Source organism: Streptomyces sp. NPDC001822 (assembly GCF_042892135.1).
Classification (GTDB): Bacteria; Actinomycetota; Actinomycetes; order Streptomycetales; family Streptomycetaceae; genus Streptomyces.
In genome coordinates this window covers 363,863-379,142 of sequence record NZ_JBIATW010000004.1, presented here as the reverse complement: position 1 = coordinate 379,142, position 15,280 = coordinate 363,863, and the positions used below count along the sequence as shown (strand labels likewise).

Genomic DNA, 15,280 nt, shown 5'->3' with positions numbered 1-15,280 from the left:
GGGGATGATGCATTGGTTCGAGGGGCCGCTGGCGGCTTTTGACACCGAGACGACAGGCGTGGACGTCGAGGAGGACCGGATCGTCTCGGCCTCCCTGGTCGTCCAGGACACGGCCGGCGGGCGGCTGCGCGTCACCCGCTGGCTGGTCAATCCGGGGATCCCGGTGCCGCCCGGCGCCACCGAGATCCACGGGCTGACCGACGACCATCTGCAGCGCAACGGCCGGTGGCCGGCACCGGTGGTCGAGGAGATAGCCCGGTCCCTGGCCGAGCAGTGCGCGACGGGCCGGCCGCTGGTCGTGATGAACGCGCCGTTCGATCTGACCCTGCTCGACCGGGAGCTGAGGCGACACCGCGCCTCCTCGCTGGCCGGCTATCTGGGCAACGCACCGCTGTGCGTGCTCGATCCGCGGGTGCTGGACAAGCATCTGGACCGCTACCGCAAGGGCCGCCGCACGCTGACGGACCTGTGCGAGCTGTACGGGGTGACGCTCGACGGGGCGCACGACGCGGCTGCCGACGCGGCGGCGTCCCTGGAGCTGGTGCGCGCGGTGGGCCGGCGGTTCTCCACCAGGCTGGAGCGGCTGTCGGCCGCCGAGGTCCACTCGCTCCAGGCGGTGTGGCACGCGGCGCAGGCCCGGGGTCTGCAGGCGTGGTTCGAGAAGAGCGGCACCCCCGAGACGGTGGATCCGTCCTGGCCCCTGCGTCCGGCGCTGCCGGCCGCCGCCTGATCCGGGCCCCGGCACGCGAAAGCCGGTCCGTCGGTGATGCTGACGGACCGGCTCTTCCCGGGTGGGCGATACTGGTTTCGAACCAGTGACCTCTTCGGTGTGAACGAAGCGCTCTCCCACTGAGCTAATCGCCCGGGAACGGGTTGAACCATACAGGGCCGAGCGCCCCGGGTTCAAACTCCTACTCAGTGGCGGAACTGAGTATCCGGACCCATGTGCGCGGATGTGGCCGCCGCCACACTCGCCTGCATGACACATGTGCCGCCACCCGCCGAGGAATTGGCCCTTCTCGATCACGAACTGGCCCGGCTGGACGCCCGCCGTCTGCAGTTGCTGCACCGACGCGCCTGGCTGGTGAACGCGCTGCGCACGCCGGCCGGTCCGCCGCCCTTCCCCGCACCTGCCGCCCGGCCCGCTCCCCGCCCGCCCGCAGCGCCCGCGCACGGTGTCCAGAACGTGCTGCTGGTCCTCGGTGGCCTGCTGCTGACCGTCGCGGCGATCGCGTTCACCCTGTTCAGCTGGGGCGAGATGGGGATCGCCGGCCGTTCGGCCGTGCTGGCGATCGTGACCGCGGGCGCCTTGGCGGCACCGGCCCTGCTGCTGGGCCGCCGGCTCCCCGCGACGGCGGAGTCGGTGGCCGCGCTCGCTCTGGTGCTGACGGCCCTGGACTCGTTCGCCCTGCACGCCGTGGCGGCGCCGGACACGGACGGGCTCGTGTTCGCGGCGGTCGCGTCCGCGGTGCTGGCCGCGTCCTGGACGGCGTACGGGCTGCTCCTGGGCCGTCTCCGGGTGCCGCTCCCCGCGGCCGTGGTGGCAGGGCAGTTGCCGCTGGTGCTGACCGCGTGGGCGGCGGGGGCCTCCGCGACGGGCTTCGGCTGGGCACTCGCGCTGACGGCCGCGGCTGACGTCACGGTGGCCCTGTGGGGCCGGGGCACCGCGGTGCGGATCACGGCGTGCTCCGGCGCGTGGCTGACGGGAGCGATCGCCCTCACGCTCGGTCTGGGCCTGTCCGTGACGTCCGACGGCGCCGTGGAGGCCGCGGGCGCGGGGGCGTTGCTGCTGGCCGGGGCGGCGGTCGCGCTCATGGGCGCATGGCGTGCGCCGAAGGCCATGGCCGTGGCGGCGGGCGCCGTCGCCGGCCTGGCGGTGGTGGCCGCGGTCGGCGGTGTGGTGCGTACGCCGCTGCCATGGGACTGGGCGGTCGTCGCCTACCTCGTGTGCGGTGCGGCTCCCGCCGTGGCGCTCCGCCTCCCGGTTCCGCGACCGGTACTCCGGGGCCTTCTCGGGGCGTCGGCCGCGGTCTTGGCGGTTTCGGTGCTGTGCGCGGCGCCCGTGGTCGCCGCGGTCCTCCTCGGGCCGGTCTCGCTGCTGCCGGACGTGTGGGCGGGGGCGCCCGAGGGGTTCCGGGGCGCACTCGGCACCTCGGCCCCCCGGCCCTGGTCGGCAGCCGCTCCCGCGGTGCTCGGGACGGCCGCGGCCCTGGCGGCCGCGCTGCACGCCAGGTGGCCGCGCCCCCTCCCCGGGAGCGGCCGGCGGGCGGCGGCCGGGGCTTCGGCCTCGGTCCTGGGCTGGGCATCGGTCCTGGCGCTGCTCGCGGTGGCGGACGTGCCGTACGCGGTGGCCGTGGCCGTCGAACTGGCCCTGACCGCGTCACTGCTGGCCCTCGCGGTGCGGCGGCCCACGGGCGTCCTCGCCGTGACCTGGCTCGTGTGCGCACTGGCCGGTGCCGTGAGCGCCGGTCTGCTGGGGCTGGCCGCCGAGCCCGCGACCCACGCCGTGTCCGGAAGCCTGACGGTGCTCCTTGCGGCGGGAGCGGCCCGGTCCCGGGTCCCGGCCGTCCGGTCGCTGCTCGCCTGTGGTTCGGTGCTGGCCGCGGTCGCGGTGGCAGCCGCGGCGGGGGCCTCGCTGGACTGGAGCGCCCCGCACACGGCCCCGCTCCTGCTGGTGGTGACGGCGGTGACGGTGTTCCTCGGCCGGAGACTGCCGCAGCCGGCGACCGCGGTGTCCGTGGAGTCGGCCGGTGCCTTCGGTGCCGCAGTGGCCGTCGGGCTGGCGCTGACGGACCCGCCGGTCCTCGCACTGGTCCTCGGCCTGTGCGGGGTGCTGGCCGCCGCGACGGCGCTGCGGCCGGAGCGCAGGCCGGTGGCGGGGTACGTCGCGGCGGCCCTGTTCGTGTCCGCCGCATGGGTGCGGCTGGCGGCGTCCGGGGTGTCGGACCCGGAGGCGTACACGCTGCCGGTGTCGGTGGCGGCGTTCGTCGTGGGGCACCTGCGCCGGCGCGGGGACGCCGCCGCCTCCTCCTGGGTGGCCTACGGCCCCGCCCTGTCCATGACGATGGTGCCGAGTCTCGTCGTGGCGTGGACCGATCCGCACTGGCTGCGCCCCCTGCTGCTGGGGATCGCCGCGCTGGTGGTGACCCTGGCCGGGGCCCGATGGCGGCTGCAGGCCCCCCTGGTGCTGGGCGGTGCGGTGCTGGCGCTGGACGGGCTGCACGAGCTCGCGCCGCACGTGGTGCAGGTCTTCGACGCGCTCCCCCGCTGGGCGCCCCCGGCGCTCGCCGGGCTGCTGCTGCTCGCCGTCGGCGCGACGTACGAGCAGCGGCTGCGCGACGCGCGCCGGGTCAGGGAGAGCTTCGGCCGGATGCGGTGACGGCCGGGGAAGGCGAGGCGGGGGCCCTACGGGGCTCCCCGTGCCGGCGGGACACACGGCGGGCGGCCGTCGGGGACACGGAAAACGCCGATGGCCCGGAAGCTTCTGGAGCTTCCGGGCCATCGGTTCCGGGTGGGCGATACTGGGTTCGAACCAGTGACCTCTTCGGTGTGAACGAAGCGCTCTCCCACTGAGCTAATCGCCCCGGCGCACCGCAAACATTACCCCATGTCAGCGGCGCCTCCGGACCACTGCGGAGTCACTGCTCGATCTTCCACGGCATCACGATGCCGAACTTCCAGAGGTAGATCCCGGCCAGCACGGCGATGATCACGAGCCCCACCGCGGTCAGGATGATGTTGCGCCGGCGCACCTTGGGGTCGAGGGCCCGCTGGGCGGCCTCGGTGACCTTGCGGCGGGTCCACCGGAGCACCAGCTGCGCCCACACGAACTCGGTCGCCCAGATCGCCATGCCGCCGAAGATCACGAGCCATCCGGGACCCGGCAGCGGCAGCATCACGATGCCCGCCCCGACGACGGCGAGGCCGACGACGAAGATCCCCACCTGCCAGCTCACGTGCAGCACCCTCGAAGCCCGGATGAAACCGGGTGCCCGGGACCCCAGCTCCCGCCCCGCCGCCCGTTCGTCCCCCGCGGCGGACCCGACGGCCACCGTCGCGGCCGCCGCTCCCCGCTCGTCACTCTCCGCGTTCATGGGAACCAACCTACCGGACCCGCTTCCGTCACTGGAATGGACGCATGACTCAAAGTTACACACCGCTGTACGAGCGACCCGAAGCGACACAAATAGGTCAGAGGGGTTTACAACGCCACCGTAGGTGGCATGTCGATTTCGCCGACGTGCGAATCCCCGAGCGCACACTGAGCGAAAGGCCCTGGCGCTTATGAACACCACGGTCAGCTGCGAGCTGCACCTGCGCCTCGTTGTGTCGAGCGAGTCCTCACTGCCTGTACCCGCGGGCCTGCGGTATGACACGGCCGATCCCTATGCCGTGCACGCCACCTTCCACACCGGAGCGGAGGAGACGGTCGAGTGGGTTTTCGCCCGTGACCTCCTTGCCGAGGGGCTGCACCGGCCCACCGGCACCGGAGACGTCCGCGTCTGGCCATCTCGTAGTCACGGCCAAGGCGTCGTATGCATCGCACTGAGCTCCCCGGAGGGCGAAGCCCTGCTGGAAGCCCCGGCGAGGGCCCTGGAGTCGTTCCTGAAGAGGACCGACGCCGCGGTTCCGCCCGGCACCGAGCATCGTCACTTCGACCTCGATACGGAGCTCTCACACATCCTGGCCGAGAGCTGAGCCAGGCCGAGAGCTGCGGGACGCCGTCCGACTCGGGGCGACGGCGTCGCGCGGACAACCGCATACGCCACACACCGGCGCCGTCGCCGCGGAACCCACCGCGGCGGCGGCGTCGGCGCGGTTCGCGCGTGGAACCGCCACCGAAGCCACCAGGAGGCGCAGAGGGCTCCGGCGGCCCCGCGTGCGACCACGAGGCGCCCCGCACCTCCCGCGCAAGCCCACACCCGCCCCTGAGGCCTTCCTGTGAGCCAGTAGAGTCAGCCCGCATCGGCGGACACCCGTCAGCCGGAGGCCAGGGAGCGAAGCGTGCTGATCCCACACGACACCCGGATCGCCCTCGAAACGGTGGTCGATCTGGTGAACACCGCGCCGGAGGCCGGCGCCGACGACGGACTCGCCGACGTCCCCGCCCTCTACGCCTTCGCGGAGCGGAACCGCATCAGCGGCGTCGGAACCCTCGGCGACAAGGACCTGCGGGCCGTGCGGGAGGTGCGGTCCAGGTTCGCCGCGATATTCGCGGCCACGGACGCCCCGACCGCCGCGGAGCTCGTCAACGGCCTGGTCGCCGCCGCGGGGACGACACCGCAGCTCACGAACCACGACGGCTACGACTGGCACGTGCACTACTTCGCACCGGACGCCTCGGTCTCCGACCACCTCGCGGCGGACTGCGGCATGGCGCTGGCCTTCATCGTCGTGGCGGGCGAACAGGAGCGGCTGCGTCGCTGCGAGGCACCGGACTGCCGGGACGCCTTCGTCGACCTCTCGCGCAACCGCTCCCGCCGCTACTGCTCGAGCCGCACCTGCGGCAACCGGCTCCACGTCGCCGCCTACCGGGCCCGCCGCCGGGAAGCGGCGGGCTGACACGCCCGGAGGGGGCCCGGACCGGATCGCCCGGCGGCCGCTCACAGCAGTAAGAGATCGTGCAGGGCGGCCATGAGCAGGAGGCCGCCGACCACCGTGAGGAAGATCATCAGGGGCGGCTGGGAAAGCGCGAAGAGGCAGCCGCGCGGCTCTTCGGCACTGGGTGCGGGGGCTTCACCCCGGGCTGTGTCCACCATCTCGTAGCGATCATGACGCAGAGCAGCGCTTCGTACGTCAACAGGGCATCCTTCAGGGGAAGTTCGACCACTCCCGGATGAACGGGTCTCGCTCTCCCGTCCGAAATCCCGTCACGCATTCGCACCCCGCGCCCCGCCACTCCGCCGCCACGACCGCCACGTCGGCGCACGGCCGCCCGGGCGTCAGCGCGGAGCGGCGCTGGAGGCGCGGACCACGAGCTCGGGCTGGAGCACCACGCTGCGGTGCCGGTGGCTGCCGTCGCCGTCGTCCGCCTCCTCCAGGAGGAGTTCGGCGGCCATCCTTCCCATGAGGACGGCGGGCTGCCTGACGGAGGTGAGCGGTACCGCGGCGGCCGCGGCGAACTCGATGTCGTCGTATCCGACGATGGCCACGTCCTGCGGCACCCGGACCCCGGCCGCGTACAGCGCCTGCAGGACGCCGAGCGCCAGCAGGTCGTTGGCGCAGAACACGGCCGTCGGCCGCGGCACGAGACCGAGCAGCCGGGCCCCCGCGTCCCGCCCCGCCGCCACGTCGAGGCGGTCGGAGGGGATCTCCACGAGGGCCTCGGGGCCGAGCCCGGCCTCCGCCAGGGCGGCGAGAGCTCCCTCGCGCCGGTCCCTGATCTGATGCAGGTCGCCCGGCCCGCTGACGTAGGCGACGGACCGGTGACCGGCCGAGACCAGGTGCCCGACGGCCAGCACACCCCCGCGCACGTCGTCGACGGAGACGGCACAGGTGTCGGTCGACGACGCCACCCGGTCGACCAGCACGTGGGGGATACGGTGGCGGGCGAATGCCTCGAGATTGCCGCCGGTGGCGTCGGCCGGGGTGACCAGCACGCCGCACACCCGCTGTTCGGCGAAGAGGCCGAGGTACTCGGCCTCCTCCTCCGGGCTTTGGCCGCTGTTGCACACCATCACACCGAGACCGGCGTCCCGCGCCGCACGCTCGGCGCCCCGGGCGATGTCGACGAAGAACGGGTTGCCCATGTCGAGCACCAGGAGCGCCATGATGCGGCTGCGGCCGGCCCTGAGCTGCCTGGCCGACTCACTGCGGACGTAGCCGAGCTCCTCGATGGCCGCGAGCACCCGCGCGCGGGTGTCGGGCAGCACCGCCTCGGGACGGTTGATCACATTGGACACCGTGCCGACCGAGACTCCGGCCTGCCGGGCCACGTCCTTGATCCCTGCCACACGCCCCACTTGCCCTGCCCCACTGATGCGTATCGCCGCCGCACGGCGGCGCGGTTTCCTGCCGGATTGAATTGTTTCAAGAGATCCCGGGACGCTAGTCGCACCCCAGGACGTCGTCAAGATCCACTCGCCACGACACCGAACATCGCGACGCGACCCGAATATACCGACGCGGGCGGCATCCACCGACGCCCGACGGCGTCGTGAATCGATTCACACCCTCATCATGAGCCCCGTGCCGCGACGGCGCACGGCCGGCCCCCGGTCAGAGGCCGTGCTTCTTCAGGATCGCCTCGATGTCGCTGAAGTCGTCGCCGGACTCCTGCTTCGGCTTCTTCCCCCGCCCCGGAGCGGCGGACGCCCCGGTTCCGGAGGTGAGCGGGGGCGTCCCCGAGGTCAGCGACGGCGAGGACGCCCCGGGGGCGACCGCACCCTCCTTCGACGCGGCCCGCGCGGCCCTGCGCTCCTTGCGGGTCCCGCCGCCCCGGCGCTCCACGGCGCGCGTGATCATGAAAAGGAGCCAGGCCAGGGCCAGCAGACCGAAGCCGAGCCAGACCGTCGGCTTGAAGACGACGTCCGCCAGCCAGTCGACGACTCCCGTCAGCACCAGGCCCACGGGCACCAGGGAGTACGCGGCGATCCGCGTGGCCGCGAGGAACCTCTTGCGGTACGCGGTGACGGCGGCGATGCCCAGGCCGGCCGCCGACACCGCGGAACAGATGGTCTCGGCAAGCATCATGGCCTCCAGCCGTCGGGAAACGTCCCTTCCATCCTGCACCGGCCACCGGCGGCAGGGCCACGACCCCGGCCCACGTTCGGGGACATTTCAGGGCCGCGCTCCTCCTCAGGTCCCGATTGGGATGCTCCGGTCCGGACTGGAAGACTGCCCGCATGAGCGATTCCCCCTTCGCAGCGCCGGTCGTCCTCGACGTCTGGTGCGAGCTCCAGTGCCCCGACTGCCACCGGGCACTCGCCGACATCCACACCCTGCGCGCACGCTACGGCGACCGGATGGCGATCCGGCTGCGCCATTTCCCGCTGGAGAAGCACAAGCACGCGTACGCGGCGGCGCAGGCCGCCGAGGAGGCCGTCGTGCAGGGCAAGGGGTGGCCGTACGTCGAGGCCGTGCTCGCCAGGACCGGCGGGCTCGCCACCGCGGGGGAGTCTCTGCTGCTCGAAGTCGCCGACGAACTCGGCCTGGACGCGGAGGAGTTCGACACGGCGCTGATCGACGGGCGCCATCTGCTGATCGTCGACGCGGACCAGGCCGAGGGCAAGGCCATCGGTGTCACCGGAACGCCGACGTACGTGATCGGCGACGAGCGGCTCGACGGCGGCAAGAGCCAGGAAGGGCTGCGGGAGCGGATCGAGGAGATCGCCGACCGTCTGCTGGCCGGCCAGGGCTGAGAGGCGGGGGGGCACGCGCCCGTCAGAGGGCCTTGGCCAGGTTGTAACGGGTCGTCTCGTACCCGAGCGACTCGTACAGCCGCAGCGCGGGCGTGTTCGAGGCGAAGACGTGCAGGCCGAGGCTTCCGAGGCCCGCGTCGAGGGTGATGTCCTCCGCGAGGTGCATCAGCGCCCTGCCGTGACCGTTCCCCCGGTGGGCCTCACGCACCTCGACGTCGAAGACGTAGCCGATGTCGTCGCCCTCCTCCTGCCGGTGGCGGGCGACCCAGACGTGGCCGAGGGTCTCGCCCTCCCGCACGAGGACGTGGATGTACATGTCCGGAGTGGCGAGACCGGCCGGCAGCAGTCTGGCGTGGTCGGACTCCGACTTGTGCCGGGCCTGCTCCTCCGTCACCCCACGCTCCACCCAGCTTCGCGCATAGGTCTCGATGCTGGTCGAGGCCCACTCCGCGAACTCGGCTTCCGTCATGGGGCGCCCGGTGATCCCCTCCGGCAGTGCGGGGGCGGTCCGCCGGAGGGGCTTCAGCATGTTGCGGCTGCGTTCGGTGTAACCGAGCACGGCCGCCAGGCCCCGGGCCGCCTCGTTGCCGGCCGGGGCCACCAGACGGACCCGGGTGCACCCCCAGCCGCGCAGGACCTCCTCGGCCGCGAGCGCGGCGATCGTGCCGCGGCCCCGCCTCCGGGCGGCCTCGTCGATGCGCAGGGAGTGGATGACGCCCGCCGACGTCCCGAACTCCGGGTCGGTGGCGATGCCGACGGCACCGACGGGCCGCCCGTTGTCGCACACGTCGTAGGTGCGTGCCCGTGCGCCGTCGGCGCCTTGCTCGATCGGCCCGGCGGGCCGGAGGGTCGTGGTCATCAGGGTGTTCTATCCGCTGGAGGACTCTCCGTCACCCCGTTTACGGAACCGCGACGGAATCCCGGGCACCCTGCCGGAATCCCGGTCACCCTGCCGGGACCCCGGAACCCGCTCAGGGGTCGAGGTCGTCCGCGGCGCGCTCGTCGAAGATCCGCATCGCCTTGGAGGTCACCGGCCCCGGCGCCCCCGGCAGCTCGCGCCCGTCGATCCGGTGCACGGCCTGGATGTCCCGCAGTGTGGAGGTCAGGAAGATCTCGTCGGCCTCCTCCAGCACGTCGAGGGGCAGGTCCGTCTCGCGGACACCCGCCCACTCCACGACCAGGGCCCTGGTGATTCCGGCGAGGCATCCCGAAGCGAGCGGAGGCGTGTGGATGCGGCCGTCGAGGACGACGAAGACGTTGGAGCCGGTGCCCTCGCAGAGCCGCCCCACCGTGTTGGGGAACAGGGCCTCCGAGGCTCCCTGCTCGTGGGCGCGTGCGAGGGCGACGACGTTCTCGGCGTACGAGGTGGTCTTCAGGCCGGTCACGGCACCGCGCTCGTTCCGCGTCCAGGGGACGGTCACCACCGCTGTGCTGTCGGGCCGCCGGGTGGTCTCCCCCATCGCGACGACCAGCGTGGGGCCCGCGTCGCCCCGGTCGGAGCCGAGCGGGGAGAGCCCGCCGGTGTACGTGATCCGCATCCGGCCGAGCTCCACAGGGTTGCCCTCGACGACGGCCGCCACCGCGCGGCGGACCTCGTCGTGGTCGGGCTCGGCCAGTCCCAGCCCCCTGGCCGAACGGCTCAGACGGTCGAGATGACGGGTGAGGGCGAAGGGCCGGCCCCCGGCCACCCGGACCGTCTCGAAGATGCCGTCCCCCACGGTCAGACCGTGGTCGAGCACGGACAGCCGGGCCTCCCCCGCGTCCTTCAGTCCGCCGTCGACCCAGATCCTCATGACGCGGTCCTTCCTGTCTCCTCGTGGACGCCCGACGCTACAGCGAGCAGCCGTGACGCCTTGAGCTCGGTCTCGGCCCACTCGCGCCGCGGGTCCGACCCCCAGGTGATGCCCGCCCCGGTGCCGAAGCGGAGGAGGGGCTCGGGGCCGGTGCGGTCGATCCAGAAGGTGCGTATGCCGACGGCGAGCCCCGCGGTGCCGCGATCGGCGTCCACCCAGCCGACGGCTCCGCAGTACGGGCCGCGGGGCGACGTCTCCAGGGCCTCGATGATCCGCAGCGCGCTGGACTTGGGCGCACCGGTGACGGACCCGGGCGGGAACGCCGCGCCGAGCAGTTCCGGCCAGCCCGCATTGTCGGCGAGGCGCCCCCGCACCGTGGAGACGAGGTGGACGAGCCCGGGATGCTTCTCGACCACACAGAGGTCAGGAACCTCGACGCTGCCCGTCGCACAGACCCGGCCGAGGTCGTTGCGGACCAGGTCGACGATCATCACGTTCTCCGCGTGGTCCTTCTCCAGGAGGTCGCCCTCGGTACGCCCGGTGCCCTTGATCGGTCCCGAGACGACGGTCCGGCCGTCGCGGGAGAGGAAGAGCTCGGGGGACGCGGTGGCTATCTCCACCCCGTGCCGGGGCAGCCGTATCGTCCCGGCGTAAGGCGCCGGGTTGCCCCGGGCCAGCAGTGCGGTGAGGGCGTCGACGTCCGCCCGCGGGCCGGGCAGCGGTGCGGAGAGGACGCGGCAGAGGTTCGCCTGGTAGACCTCGCCGGCCGCGATGTGTTCACGGATCCGCCGTACGCCGGCCACGTAGGCGTCCTCGTCGAGTGAGGACGTCCAGGCATCGGGGGCGGGTCCCCGCCAGGCTCCGGGCACCGGCGGCGGGACCTGCTCGGACCGCACGTCGGCGAAGCGCGCGCAGACGAGACGGCCCTCGAAATCGGCACATACGGCCCAGAAACCGGATGATTCAAGAGCCGCGGGGTCGCTCGTGACGTCCCGCAGACCGGAGGCGACAAGGCCACCGAAGCGGGCCAGGGGGGTGAGCTCGTGCACGCGACCGAGTCTAGGACGGCGCGCGGTGACCTGCGGCGGGGCGGTGGCGGCTCAGCACGCTGCGCAAACGCGTTTTTGTACTGGCCCGGGAATCCGCTAGAGTTCAACACGTCGCCGGGAAGCGCAAGCGGACCGGGAAAGACAAGCGGACGTAGCTCAGTTGGTAGAGCGCAACCTTGCCAAGGTTGAGGTCGCCAGTTCGAACCTGGTCGTCCGCTCGCAGAAGGTGGGGGATCTTCCCGAGCTCCCGCCCCTGGTGGAGTGGCCGAGAGGCGAGGCAACGGCCTGCAAAGCCGTCTACACGGGTTCAAATCCCGTCTCCACCTCCAAGGACGATTAGCTCAGCGGGAGAGCACTTCCCTGACACGGAAGGGGTCACTGGTTCAATCCCAGTATCGTCCACCGGTCCGCAAGGATCCCCGCGCGATTAGCTCAGCGGGAGAGCGCTTCCCTGACACGGAAGAGGTCACTGGTTCAATCCCAGTATCGCGCACGCAGTACACGCAGGGTCACCCTGCGCGATTAGCTCAGCGGGAGAGCGCTTCCCTGACACGGAAGAGGTCACTGGTTCAATCCCAGTATCGCGCACCATCCGGAACCCCCGGTCGTCTCGACGACCGGGGGTTCTGTCGTGCAGGGGGTGCTGGACTCAGCCGGTGAAGAGCTGGGTGGCCTTACGGGCGAGCTCGTACAGCCCGTAGGCGAACGGGACGGCGACCCAGAGCCAGACGAACACCATGAGTGGCTTACGACTGCTGGTGGACACGGGGGCTCCCTTCCGGTGCCTCGTGGAAGCGTGCGTGGACCGGACGGATGAGTTCGTTGGCGACGAAGCCGACGACGAGCAGCCCGATCATGATCGTGAGCGAAGCCGTGTAGAGGCTGGGGCCGCTGTGTCCCGCCCGCTCCCCCGCGTCCGCGACCCGGTTGACGATGAGCGGGCCGAGCACACCGGCCGTGGACCACGCGGTCAGCAGCCGGCCGTGGATGGCGCCGACCTGGTAGGTGCCGAAGAGGTCCCGCAGGTAGGCCGGGGCGGTCGCGAAGCCTCCGCCGTAGAAGGAGAGGATCACCAGGGCGCAGCAGATGAAGAGCGGCTTGGAGTCGTTGCCCAGCTGGGCGATCACCACGTACATGAGGGCGCCGACGCCGAGGTAGATCCGGTACATGTTCTTGCGGCCGATCAGGTCCGAGGTGGAGGACCACAGGAGGCGCCCTCCCATGTTGGCCAGGGAGAGCAGGGCGACGAAGCCGGCGGCGGCGGAGACCGACACCGGCGCGGAGGTGCCCGTGAAGAAGTCCTGGATCATGGGCACGGCCTTCTCGAGGATGCCGATGCCCGCGGTGACGTTCATGCACAGGACCACCCACAGGCACCAGAACTGCGGGGTGCGCAGCGCGTTGCGCGCGGACACCTGGGCCGTGGTGACGAGCCTGCGGGTCTCCTGCTTCGGCTCCCAGCCGTCGGGCAGCCAGCCGTCCGGCGGCACCCGCACGAGGAGGACGCCGAGCGCCATGAAGGCGGCGTAGACGACCCCGTGGACGAGGAAGGCCGTGGCGATCCCGGAGCGGTCGGTGCCGAAGCTCTCCAGCATCCCGGTGGACCAGGGCGAGGCGATGAGGGCGCCGCCGCCGAAGCCCATGATGGCGATGCCGGTCGCCATGCCGGGGCGGTCGGGGAACCACTTGATGAGGGTGGAGACCGGGGATATGTAGCCGATGCCGAGGCCGATGCCGCCGATGAAGCCGTAGCCGAGGACGACGAGCCAGTACTGTCCGGTGGCCGCGCCGAGCGAGGCGACGAGGAAGCCGGTGGAGAAGCAGACGAGCGAGACGAACATCGCCCAGCGCGGGCCGTTGCGTTCGACGAGGGTGCCGCCGAAGGCGGCCGAGAGGCCGAGCATCACGATGCCCAGCTGGAACGGGAGGGCGCTGGCCGTGCCGGAGAGGCCGAGAGCGGATTCGAGCGGTGGCTTGAACACGCTCCAGGCGTAGGCCTGTCCGATGGAGAGGTGCACGGCGAGCGCGGCGGGTGGTACGAGCCAGCGGCTCCACCCCGGGGGCGCGACAGTTCGGGACCTGTCGAGGAAGTTCATGGATCCGCACTCTAGGCATCAGCCGGGGCCGTGACTAGATCATTTACGGAAGAGCGTCGACCGTATGCAATGCGGTCGGGACATTCCGCCCCGTACGCGCACGGCGGGTTCGCGCGTCCCGCGGCGTGCGCGACGTACGGGCCGGTCACGGGGGCGCGTGCGTGCGGTGCGGGTCCGGGCACGGGGCCCGGACCCGCCCTGCGGCGACGGCCGCCGCGCGGACCGGTCAGGAGGAGAACAGCATCCGGCCGAAGCTCTTCTGACGGTGGTGACCGTGGTGTCCGCCGTGGTGCGGGGCGCCCCAGGCGGGAGCGGGCGCCGCGGGGTAGGCCTGCGGGGGCGCCTGCGGCGGGGCCTGCTGCGTCCACTGCGACTCCAGGCGCGTCAGGGACTCCAGCTCGCCGTAGTCGAGGAATATCCCGCGGCAGCCGCTGCACTGCTCGATCTGGACACCGTTGCGGTTGTACGTGTGCATCTGGGCGTGACACTTGGGGCACTGGATCATCGAGTCGGCTCCTCAGTCGTGACGACGTCACCGGATGCATGCCCGGCGACGATCGGTTCACCCTACGACGCGTGTCCGGCTGCCAACTCGGGTGGGAGGGAAGCGATGCGGGCGCATGCGTCGATCATCGACTGCTCCACCTCGTCCGGACGGCGTTCCTCCGCCGCGGACTTGGCGAGGGCGAGGGCGGCCGTCTGCACCGTGAGCGCCCGCGCCACGACGTCCAGCTCCGGCCACGGGTCCCCGTCGGCACGCACGGCAGGCCCCCCTGCGGCCCGGTAGGCGCCCAGGAAGCGCAGCCACACCTCCGGTGCCAGCAGTCCGGCCGCGTACCAGGCGGCGGGCCGCGCGAGGTCCCAGGCGGGGTCGCCGAGGCCCGCGTCGTCGATGTCGATCAGCAGCCAGGCTCCGGGCCGGGCGGGATGCCGGACGAGCTGGCCGAGGTGCAGGTCCCCGTGGCAGAGGAATCCGCCCCGGTGCTCGGGCGGCGGGCTCTCGCCGCGCGCCCAGCGGGGAAGCCCCTCCCAGGCGGCGAGGACGGGAGCGAGGTCCGGGTCCGCGGGCCGGGCCTCGCACATCCGGGCGACGGCCCGGGCGGCCTTCACCGGCCCGCGCATCGGCGGAAGAGGGTGCGGCGGCGGGGTGCGGTGCAGCCGCGCCAGCAGGGCGGCTGCCTCCTCCCAGGGGGCCGCGTCGGGATCGGCCGGGTCGACGGGCTCGCCGTAGGGCCAGAGGCTGACGGCCCGGCCGGCGACGGTGCGCGGCGCCCCGTCCGGAGCCGGCAGCGGCGGCAGCAGGGTGCCGGACAGCCCCGGCCGGGCGGCCAGGGCAAGGCGGGCCGCGAGTGCGGGCGTCTCCGTGTCGGGGGCGTGGGCCTTGGCGACGACCGGCCCGCTGCGGACCACCGTTCCGTCGGGGCGGTCGGCGAGCACCTCGGGCGGAGCGCACGCGCAGGCGGCGTCGGCCGCGTGCGCACGGCCGTGCGCGAGGTCGCCCAGTGCGTGCACGACGGGGGTGGTGGTCATCGGCTCGGCTCCACGGCGCTGATCGGCCCGGCCCGGCGGCGGGCCCCGGCGCCGATCGTACGCGGCGGGAAAAGGCCCCGGACAGCGCGATGTCCGGCCAGCTCCCCAGCTGGCCGGACAAACGCTGCCGTCCGCCGCACCCCCGTCCCCACGGGGCTGTTGGCCGGATGTCCCGGTCCGGACCGCTCTTCCGGACCCGGGGCGCCGCTCAGCGCCCCAGCATCACGCCCACGGACGACGCCTGTGTGACCACCGCGTCCCAGCCGCCGAAGACGACTACGAGCAGGGCCGCCAGAGGGAGGACCATGGCCGTCGCCACCAGTGGGTGGCGCGTCCCGGACGGGCGTGCGCCGAACGAGGCGTACGCCCTGCGTTCCCGCGTGCGGCTCATGGTCCGCGCAGCCGTGTCCGCCATGGTTCCTCTCCTGGCCTGTCGGAGCGGCGGGCGCATG

16 protein-coding genes and 7 tRNA genes are annotated in these 15,280 nt (G+C 72.7%); 10 read left to right on the top strand and 13 right to left on the bottom strand.

Features of this window, described 5'->3' with window-relative positions; translation table 11 throughout:
- Window positions 1–4 precede the first annotated feature (4 nt).
- Window positions 5–730 (top strand): 3'-5' exonuclease, encoded by a 726-nt coding sequence (locus ACFYY2_RS12715; RefSeq protein ID WP_388740975.1) that lies wholly within the window; start codon window positions 5–7, stop codon window positions 728–730.
- 62 nt (window positions 731–792) lie between these two features.
- Here ACFYY2_RS12715 and ACFYY2_RS12710 read toward each other — a convergent pair.
- Window positions 793–864 (bottom strand) — tRNA-Val (locus ACFYY2_RS12710).
- 115 nt (window positions 865–979) lie between these two features.
- On the opposite strand from ACFYY2_RS12710, the gene ACFYY2_RS12705 reads away from it, so the two are divergent.
- Window positions 980–3,379: an SCO7613 C-terminal domain-containing membrane protein gene (locus ACFYY2_RS12705; protein ID WP_388740973.1), complete on the top strand. Its 2,400-nt coding sequence runs from the start codon at window positions 980–982 to the stop codon at window positions 3,377–3,379.
- Window positions 3,380–3,512: 133 nt separating this feature from the next.
- On the opposite strand, the gene ACFYY2_RS12700 is transcribed toward ACFYY2_RS12705, so the two are convergent.
- Together ACFYY2_RS12700 and ACFYY2_RS12695 are read right to left on the bottom strand one after the other, a co-directional pair.
- Window positions 3,513–3,584 (bottom strand) — tRNA-Val (locus tag ACFYY2_RS12700).
- 54 nt (window positions 3,585–3,638) lie between these two features.
- Entirely contained in the window at window positions 3,639–4,094 is a 456-nt protein-coding gene (locus ACFYY2_RS12695) for a TIGR02611 family protein (protein ID WP_388740970.1), read from the bottom strand.
- 190 nt (window positions 4,095–4,284) lie between these two features.
- Here ACFYY2_RS12695 and ACFYY2_RS12690 point away from each other — a divergent pair, with 190 nt between their 5' ends.
- Both ACFYY2_RS12690 and ACFYY2_RS12685 read left to right on the top strand, forming a co-directional pair.
- Entirely contained in the window at window positions 4,285–4,698 is a 414-nt protein-coding gene (locus ACFYY2_RS12690) for an SsgA family sporulation/cell division regulator (RefSeq protein ID WP_003959770.1), read from the top strand.
- A gap of 306 nt (window positions 4,699–5,004) precedes the next feature.
- Window positions 5,005–5,562 (top strand): CGNR zinc finger domain-containing protein, encoded by a 558-nt coding sequence (locus tag ACFYY2_RS12685; RefSeq protein ID WP_388740967.1) that lies wholly within the window; start codon window positions 5,005–5,007, stop codon window positions 5,560–5,562.
- 41 nt (window positions 5,563–5,603) lie between these two features.
- On the opposite strand, the gene ACFYY2_RS12680 is transcribed toward ACFYY2_RS12685, so the two are convergent.
- The 3 genes from ACFYY2_RS12680 to ACFYY2_RS12670 form a co-directional block, all read right to left on the bottom strand.
- On the bottom strand, window positions 5,604–5,759 hold the full coding sequence (locus ACFYY2_RS12680; RefSeq protein ID WP_327120509.1) for a hypothetical protein: 156 nt from the start codon (window positions 5,757–5,759) through the stop codon (window positions 5,604–5,606).
- A gap of 183 nt (window positions 5,760–5,942) precedes the next feature.
- Entirely contained in the window at window positions 5,943–6,962 is a 1,020-nt protein-coding gene (locus ACFYY2_RS12675) for a LacI family DNA-binding transcriptional regulator (protein ID WP_388740963.1), read from the bottom strand.
- A gap of 256 nt (window positions 6,963–7,218) precedes the next feature.
- Window positions 7,219–7,689: a hypothetical protein gene (locus tag ACFYY2_RS12670; RefSeq protein WP_388741337.1), complete on the bottom strand. Its 471-nt coding sequence runs from the start codon at window positions 7,687–7,689 to the stop codon at window positions 7,219–7,221.
- A gap of 155 nt (window positions 7,690–7,844) precedes the next feature.
- Between ACFYY2_RS12670 and ACFYY2_RS12665 the strand changes: the two genes are divergently transcribed.
- Window positions 7,845–8,360, top strand: a complete 516-nt coding sequence (locus tag ACFYY2_RS12665; protein ID WP_388740961.1) for a DsbA family protein — start codon at window positions 7,845–7,847, stop codon at window positions 8,358–8,360.
- A 22-nt stretch (window positions 8,361–8,382) separates the two neighbouring features.
- On the opposite strand, the gene ACFYY2_RS12660 is transcribed toward ACFYY2_RS12665, so the two are convergent.
- From ACFYY2_RS12660 to ACFYY2_RS12650, 3 genes are all read right to left on the bottom strand, one after another.
- Entirely contained in the window at window positions 8,383–9,219 is an 837-nt protein-coding gene (locus tag ACFYY2_RS12660) for a GNAT family N-acetyltransferase (protein ID WP_388740959.1), read from the bottom strand.
- Window positions 9,220–9,331: 112 nt separating this feature from the next.
- A complete protein-coding gene (locus ACFYY2_RS12655) occupies window positions 9,332–10,153 on the bottom strand; it encodes an aminotransferase class IV (RefSeq protein WP_388740957.1) in 822 nt (273 codons plus the stop codon).
- Window positions 10,150–11,202 carry a chorismate-binding protein gene (locus ACFYY2_RS12650; RefSeq protein ID WP_388740954.1) on the bottom strand — a complete coding sequence of 351 codons (1,053 nt, stop codon included), beginning with the start codon at window positions 11,200–11,202 and terminating at the stop codon, window positions 10,150–10,152. Before ACFYY2_RS12650 ends, ACFYY2_RS12655 begins: the two co-directional genes overlap by 4 nt.
- A gap of 145 nt (window positions 11,203–11,347) precedes the next feature.
- Here ACFYY2_RS12650 and ACFYY2_RS12645 point away from each other — a divergent pair.
- The 5 genes from ACFYY2_RS12645 to ACFYY2_RS12625 all read left to right on the top strand — a co-directional run bounded on the left by ACFYY2_RS12645 (window position 11,348) and on the right by ACFYY2_RS12625 (window position 11,793).
- Window positions 11,348–11,420, top strand: a tRNA-Gly gene (locus tag ACFYY2_RS12645).
- 37 nt (window positions 11,421–11,457) lie between these two features.
- Window positions 11,458–11,531, top strand: a tRNA-Cys gene (locus ACFYY2_RS12640).
- Between the two features lies 1 nt (window position 11,532).
- Window positions 11,533–11,604: transfer RNA gene (locus ACFYY2_RS12635), tRNA-Val, on the top strand.
- A 19-nt stretch (window positions 11,605–11,623) separates the two neighbouring features.
- Window positions 11,624–11,695: transfer RNA gene (locus ACFYY2_RS12630), tRNA-Val, on the top strand.
- Window positions 11,696–11,718: 23 nt separating this feature from the next.
- Window positions 11,719–11,793, top strand: a tRNA-Val gene (locus ACFYY2_RS12625).
- A gap of 155 nt (window positions 11,794–11,948) precedes the next feature.
- Here the strand turns inward: ACFYY2_RS12625 and ACFYY2_RS12620 are convergent.
- The 4 genes from ACFYY2_RS12620 to ACFYY2_RS12605 all read right to left on the bottom strand — a co-directional run bounded on the left by ACFYY2_RS12620 (window position 11,949) and on the right by ACFYY2_RS12605 (window position 15,243).
- The gene (locus ACFYY2_RS12620) at window positions 11,949–13,298 is read right to left on the bottom strand and encodes an OFA family MFS transporter (RefSeq protein WP_388740952.1); all 1,350 of its coding nucleotides are present in this window, start codon (window positions 13,296–13,298) and stop codon (window positions 11,949–11,951) included.
- Between the two features lie 226 nt (window positions 13,299–13,524).
- A complete protein-coding gene (locus tag ACFYY2_RS12615; RefSeq protein WP_388740949.1) occupies window positions 13,525–13,803 on the bottom strand; it encodes a zf-TFIIB domain-containing protein in 279 nt (92 codons plus the stop codon).
- 62 nt (window positions 13,804–13,865) lie between these two features.
- Entirely contained in the window at window positions 13,866–14,828 is a 963-nt protein-coding gene (locus ACFYY2_RS12610) for a phosphotransferase family protein (RefSeq protein WP_388740947.1), read from the bottom strand.
- A gap of 208 nt (window positions 14,829–15,036) precedes the next feature.
- The gene (locus ACFYY2_RS12605; RefSeq protein ID WP_388740944.1) at window positions 15,037–15,243 is read right to left on the bottom strand and encodes a hypothetical protein; all 207 of its coding nucleotides are present in this window, start codon (window positions 15,241–15,243) and stop codon (window positions 15,037–15,039) included.
- Window positions 15,244–15,280: the final 37 nt, after the last annotated feature.

Excerpts from the sequence above, each read along its gene's own strand:
- ACFYY2_RS12690 (WP_003959770.1), top strand. The coding sequence starts at position 4,285 with ATGAACACCACGGTCAGCTGCGAGCTGCACCTGCGCCTCGTTGTGTCG.
- ACFYY2_RS12695 (WP_388740970.1), bottom strand. The coding sequence starts at position 4,094 with ATGAACGCGGAGAGTGACGAGCGGGGAGCGGCGGCCGCGACGGTGGCC.
- ACFYY2_RS12605 (WP_388740944.1), bottom strand. The coding sequence starts at position 15,243 with ATGGCGGACACGGCTGCGCGGACCATGAGCCGCACGCGGGAACGCAGG.
- ACFYY2_RS12705 (WP_388740973.1), top strand. The coding sequence starts at position 980 with ATGACACATGTGCCGCCACCCGCCGAGGAATTGGCCCTTCTCGATCAC.
- ACFYY2_RS12715 (WP_388740975.1), top strand. The coding sequence starts at position 5 with ATGATGCATTGGTTCGAGGGGCCGCTGGCGGCTTTTGACACCGAGACG.
- ACFYY2_RS12655 (WP_388740957.1), bottom strand. The coding sequence starts at position 10,153 with ATGAGGATCTGGGTCGACGGCGGACTGAAGGACGCGGGGGAGGCCCGG.
- ACFYY2_RS12670 (WP_388741337.1), bottom strand. The coding sequence starts at position 7,689 with ATGCTTGCCGAGACCATCTGTTCCGCGGTGTCGGCGGCCGGCCTGGGC.
- ACFYY2_RS12660 (WP_388740959.1), bottom strand. The coding sequence starts at position 9,219 with ATGACCACGACCCTCCGGCCCGCCGGGCCGATCGAGCAAGGCGCCGAC.
- ACFYY2_RS12620 (WP_388740952.1), bottom strand. The coding sequence starts at position 13,298 with ATGAACTTCCTCGACAGGTCCCGAACTGTCGCGCCCCCGGGGTGGAGC.
- ACFYY2_RS12615 (WP_388740949.1), bottom strand. The coding sequence starts at position 13,803 with ATGATCCAGTGCCCCAAGTGTCACGCCCAGATGCACACGTACAACCGC.
- ACFYY2_RS12610 (WP_388740947.1), bottom strand. The coding sequence starts at position 14,828 with ATGACCACCACCCCCGTCGTGCACGCACTGGGCGACCTCGCGCACGGC.
- ACFYY2_RS12680 (WP_327120509.1), bottom strand. The coding sequence starts at position 5,759 with ATGGTGGACACAGCCCGGGGTGAAGCCCCCGCACCCAGTGCCGAAGAG.
- ACFYY2_RS12665 (WP_388740961.1), top strand. The coding sequence starts at position 7,845 with ATGAGCGATTCCCCCTTCGCAGCGCCGGTCGTCCTCGACGTCTGGTGC.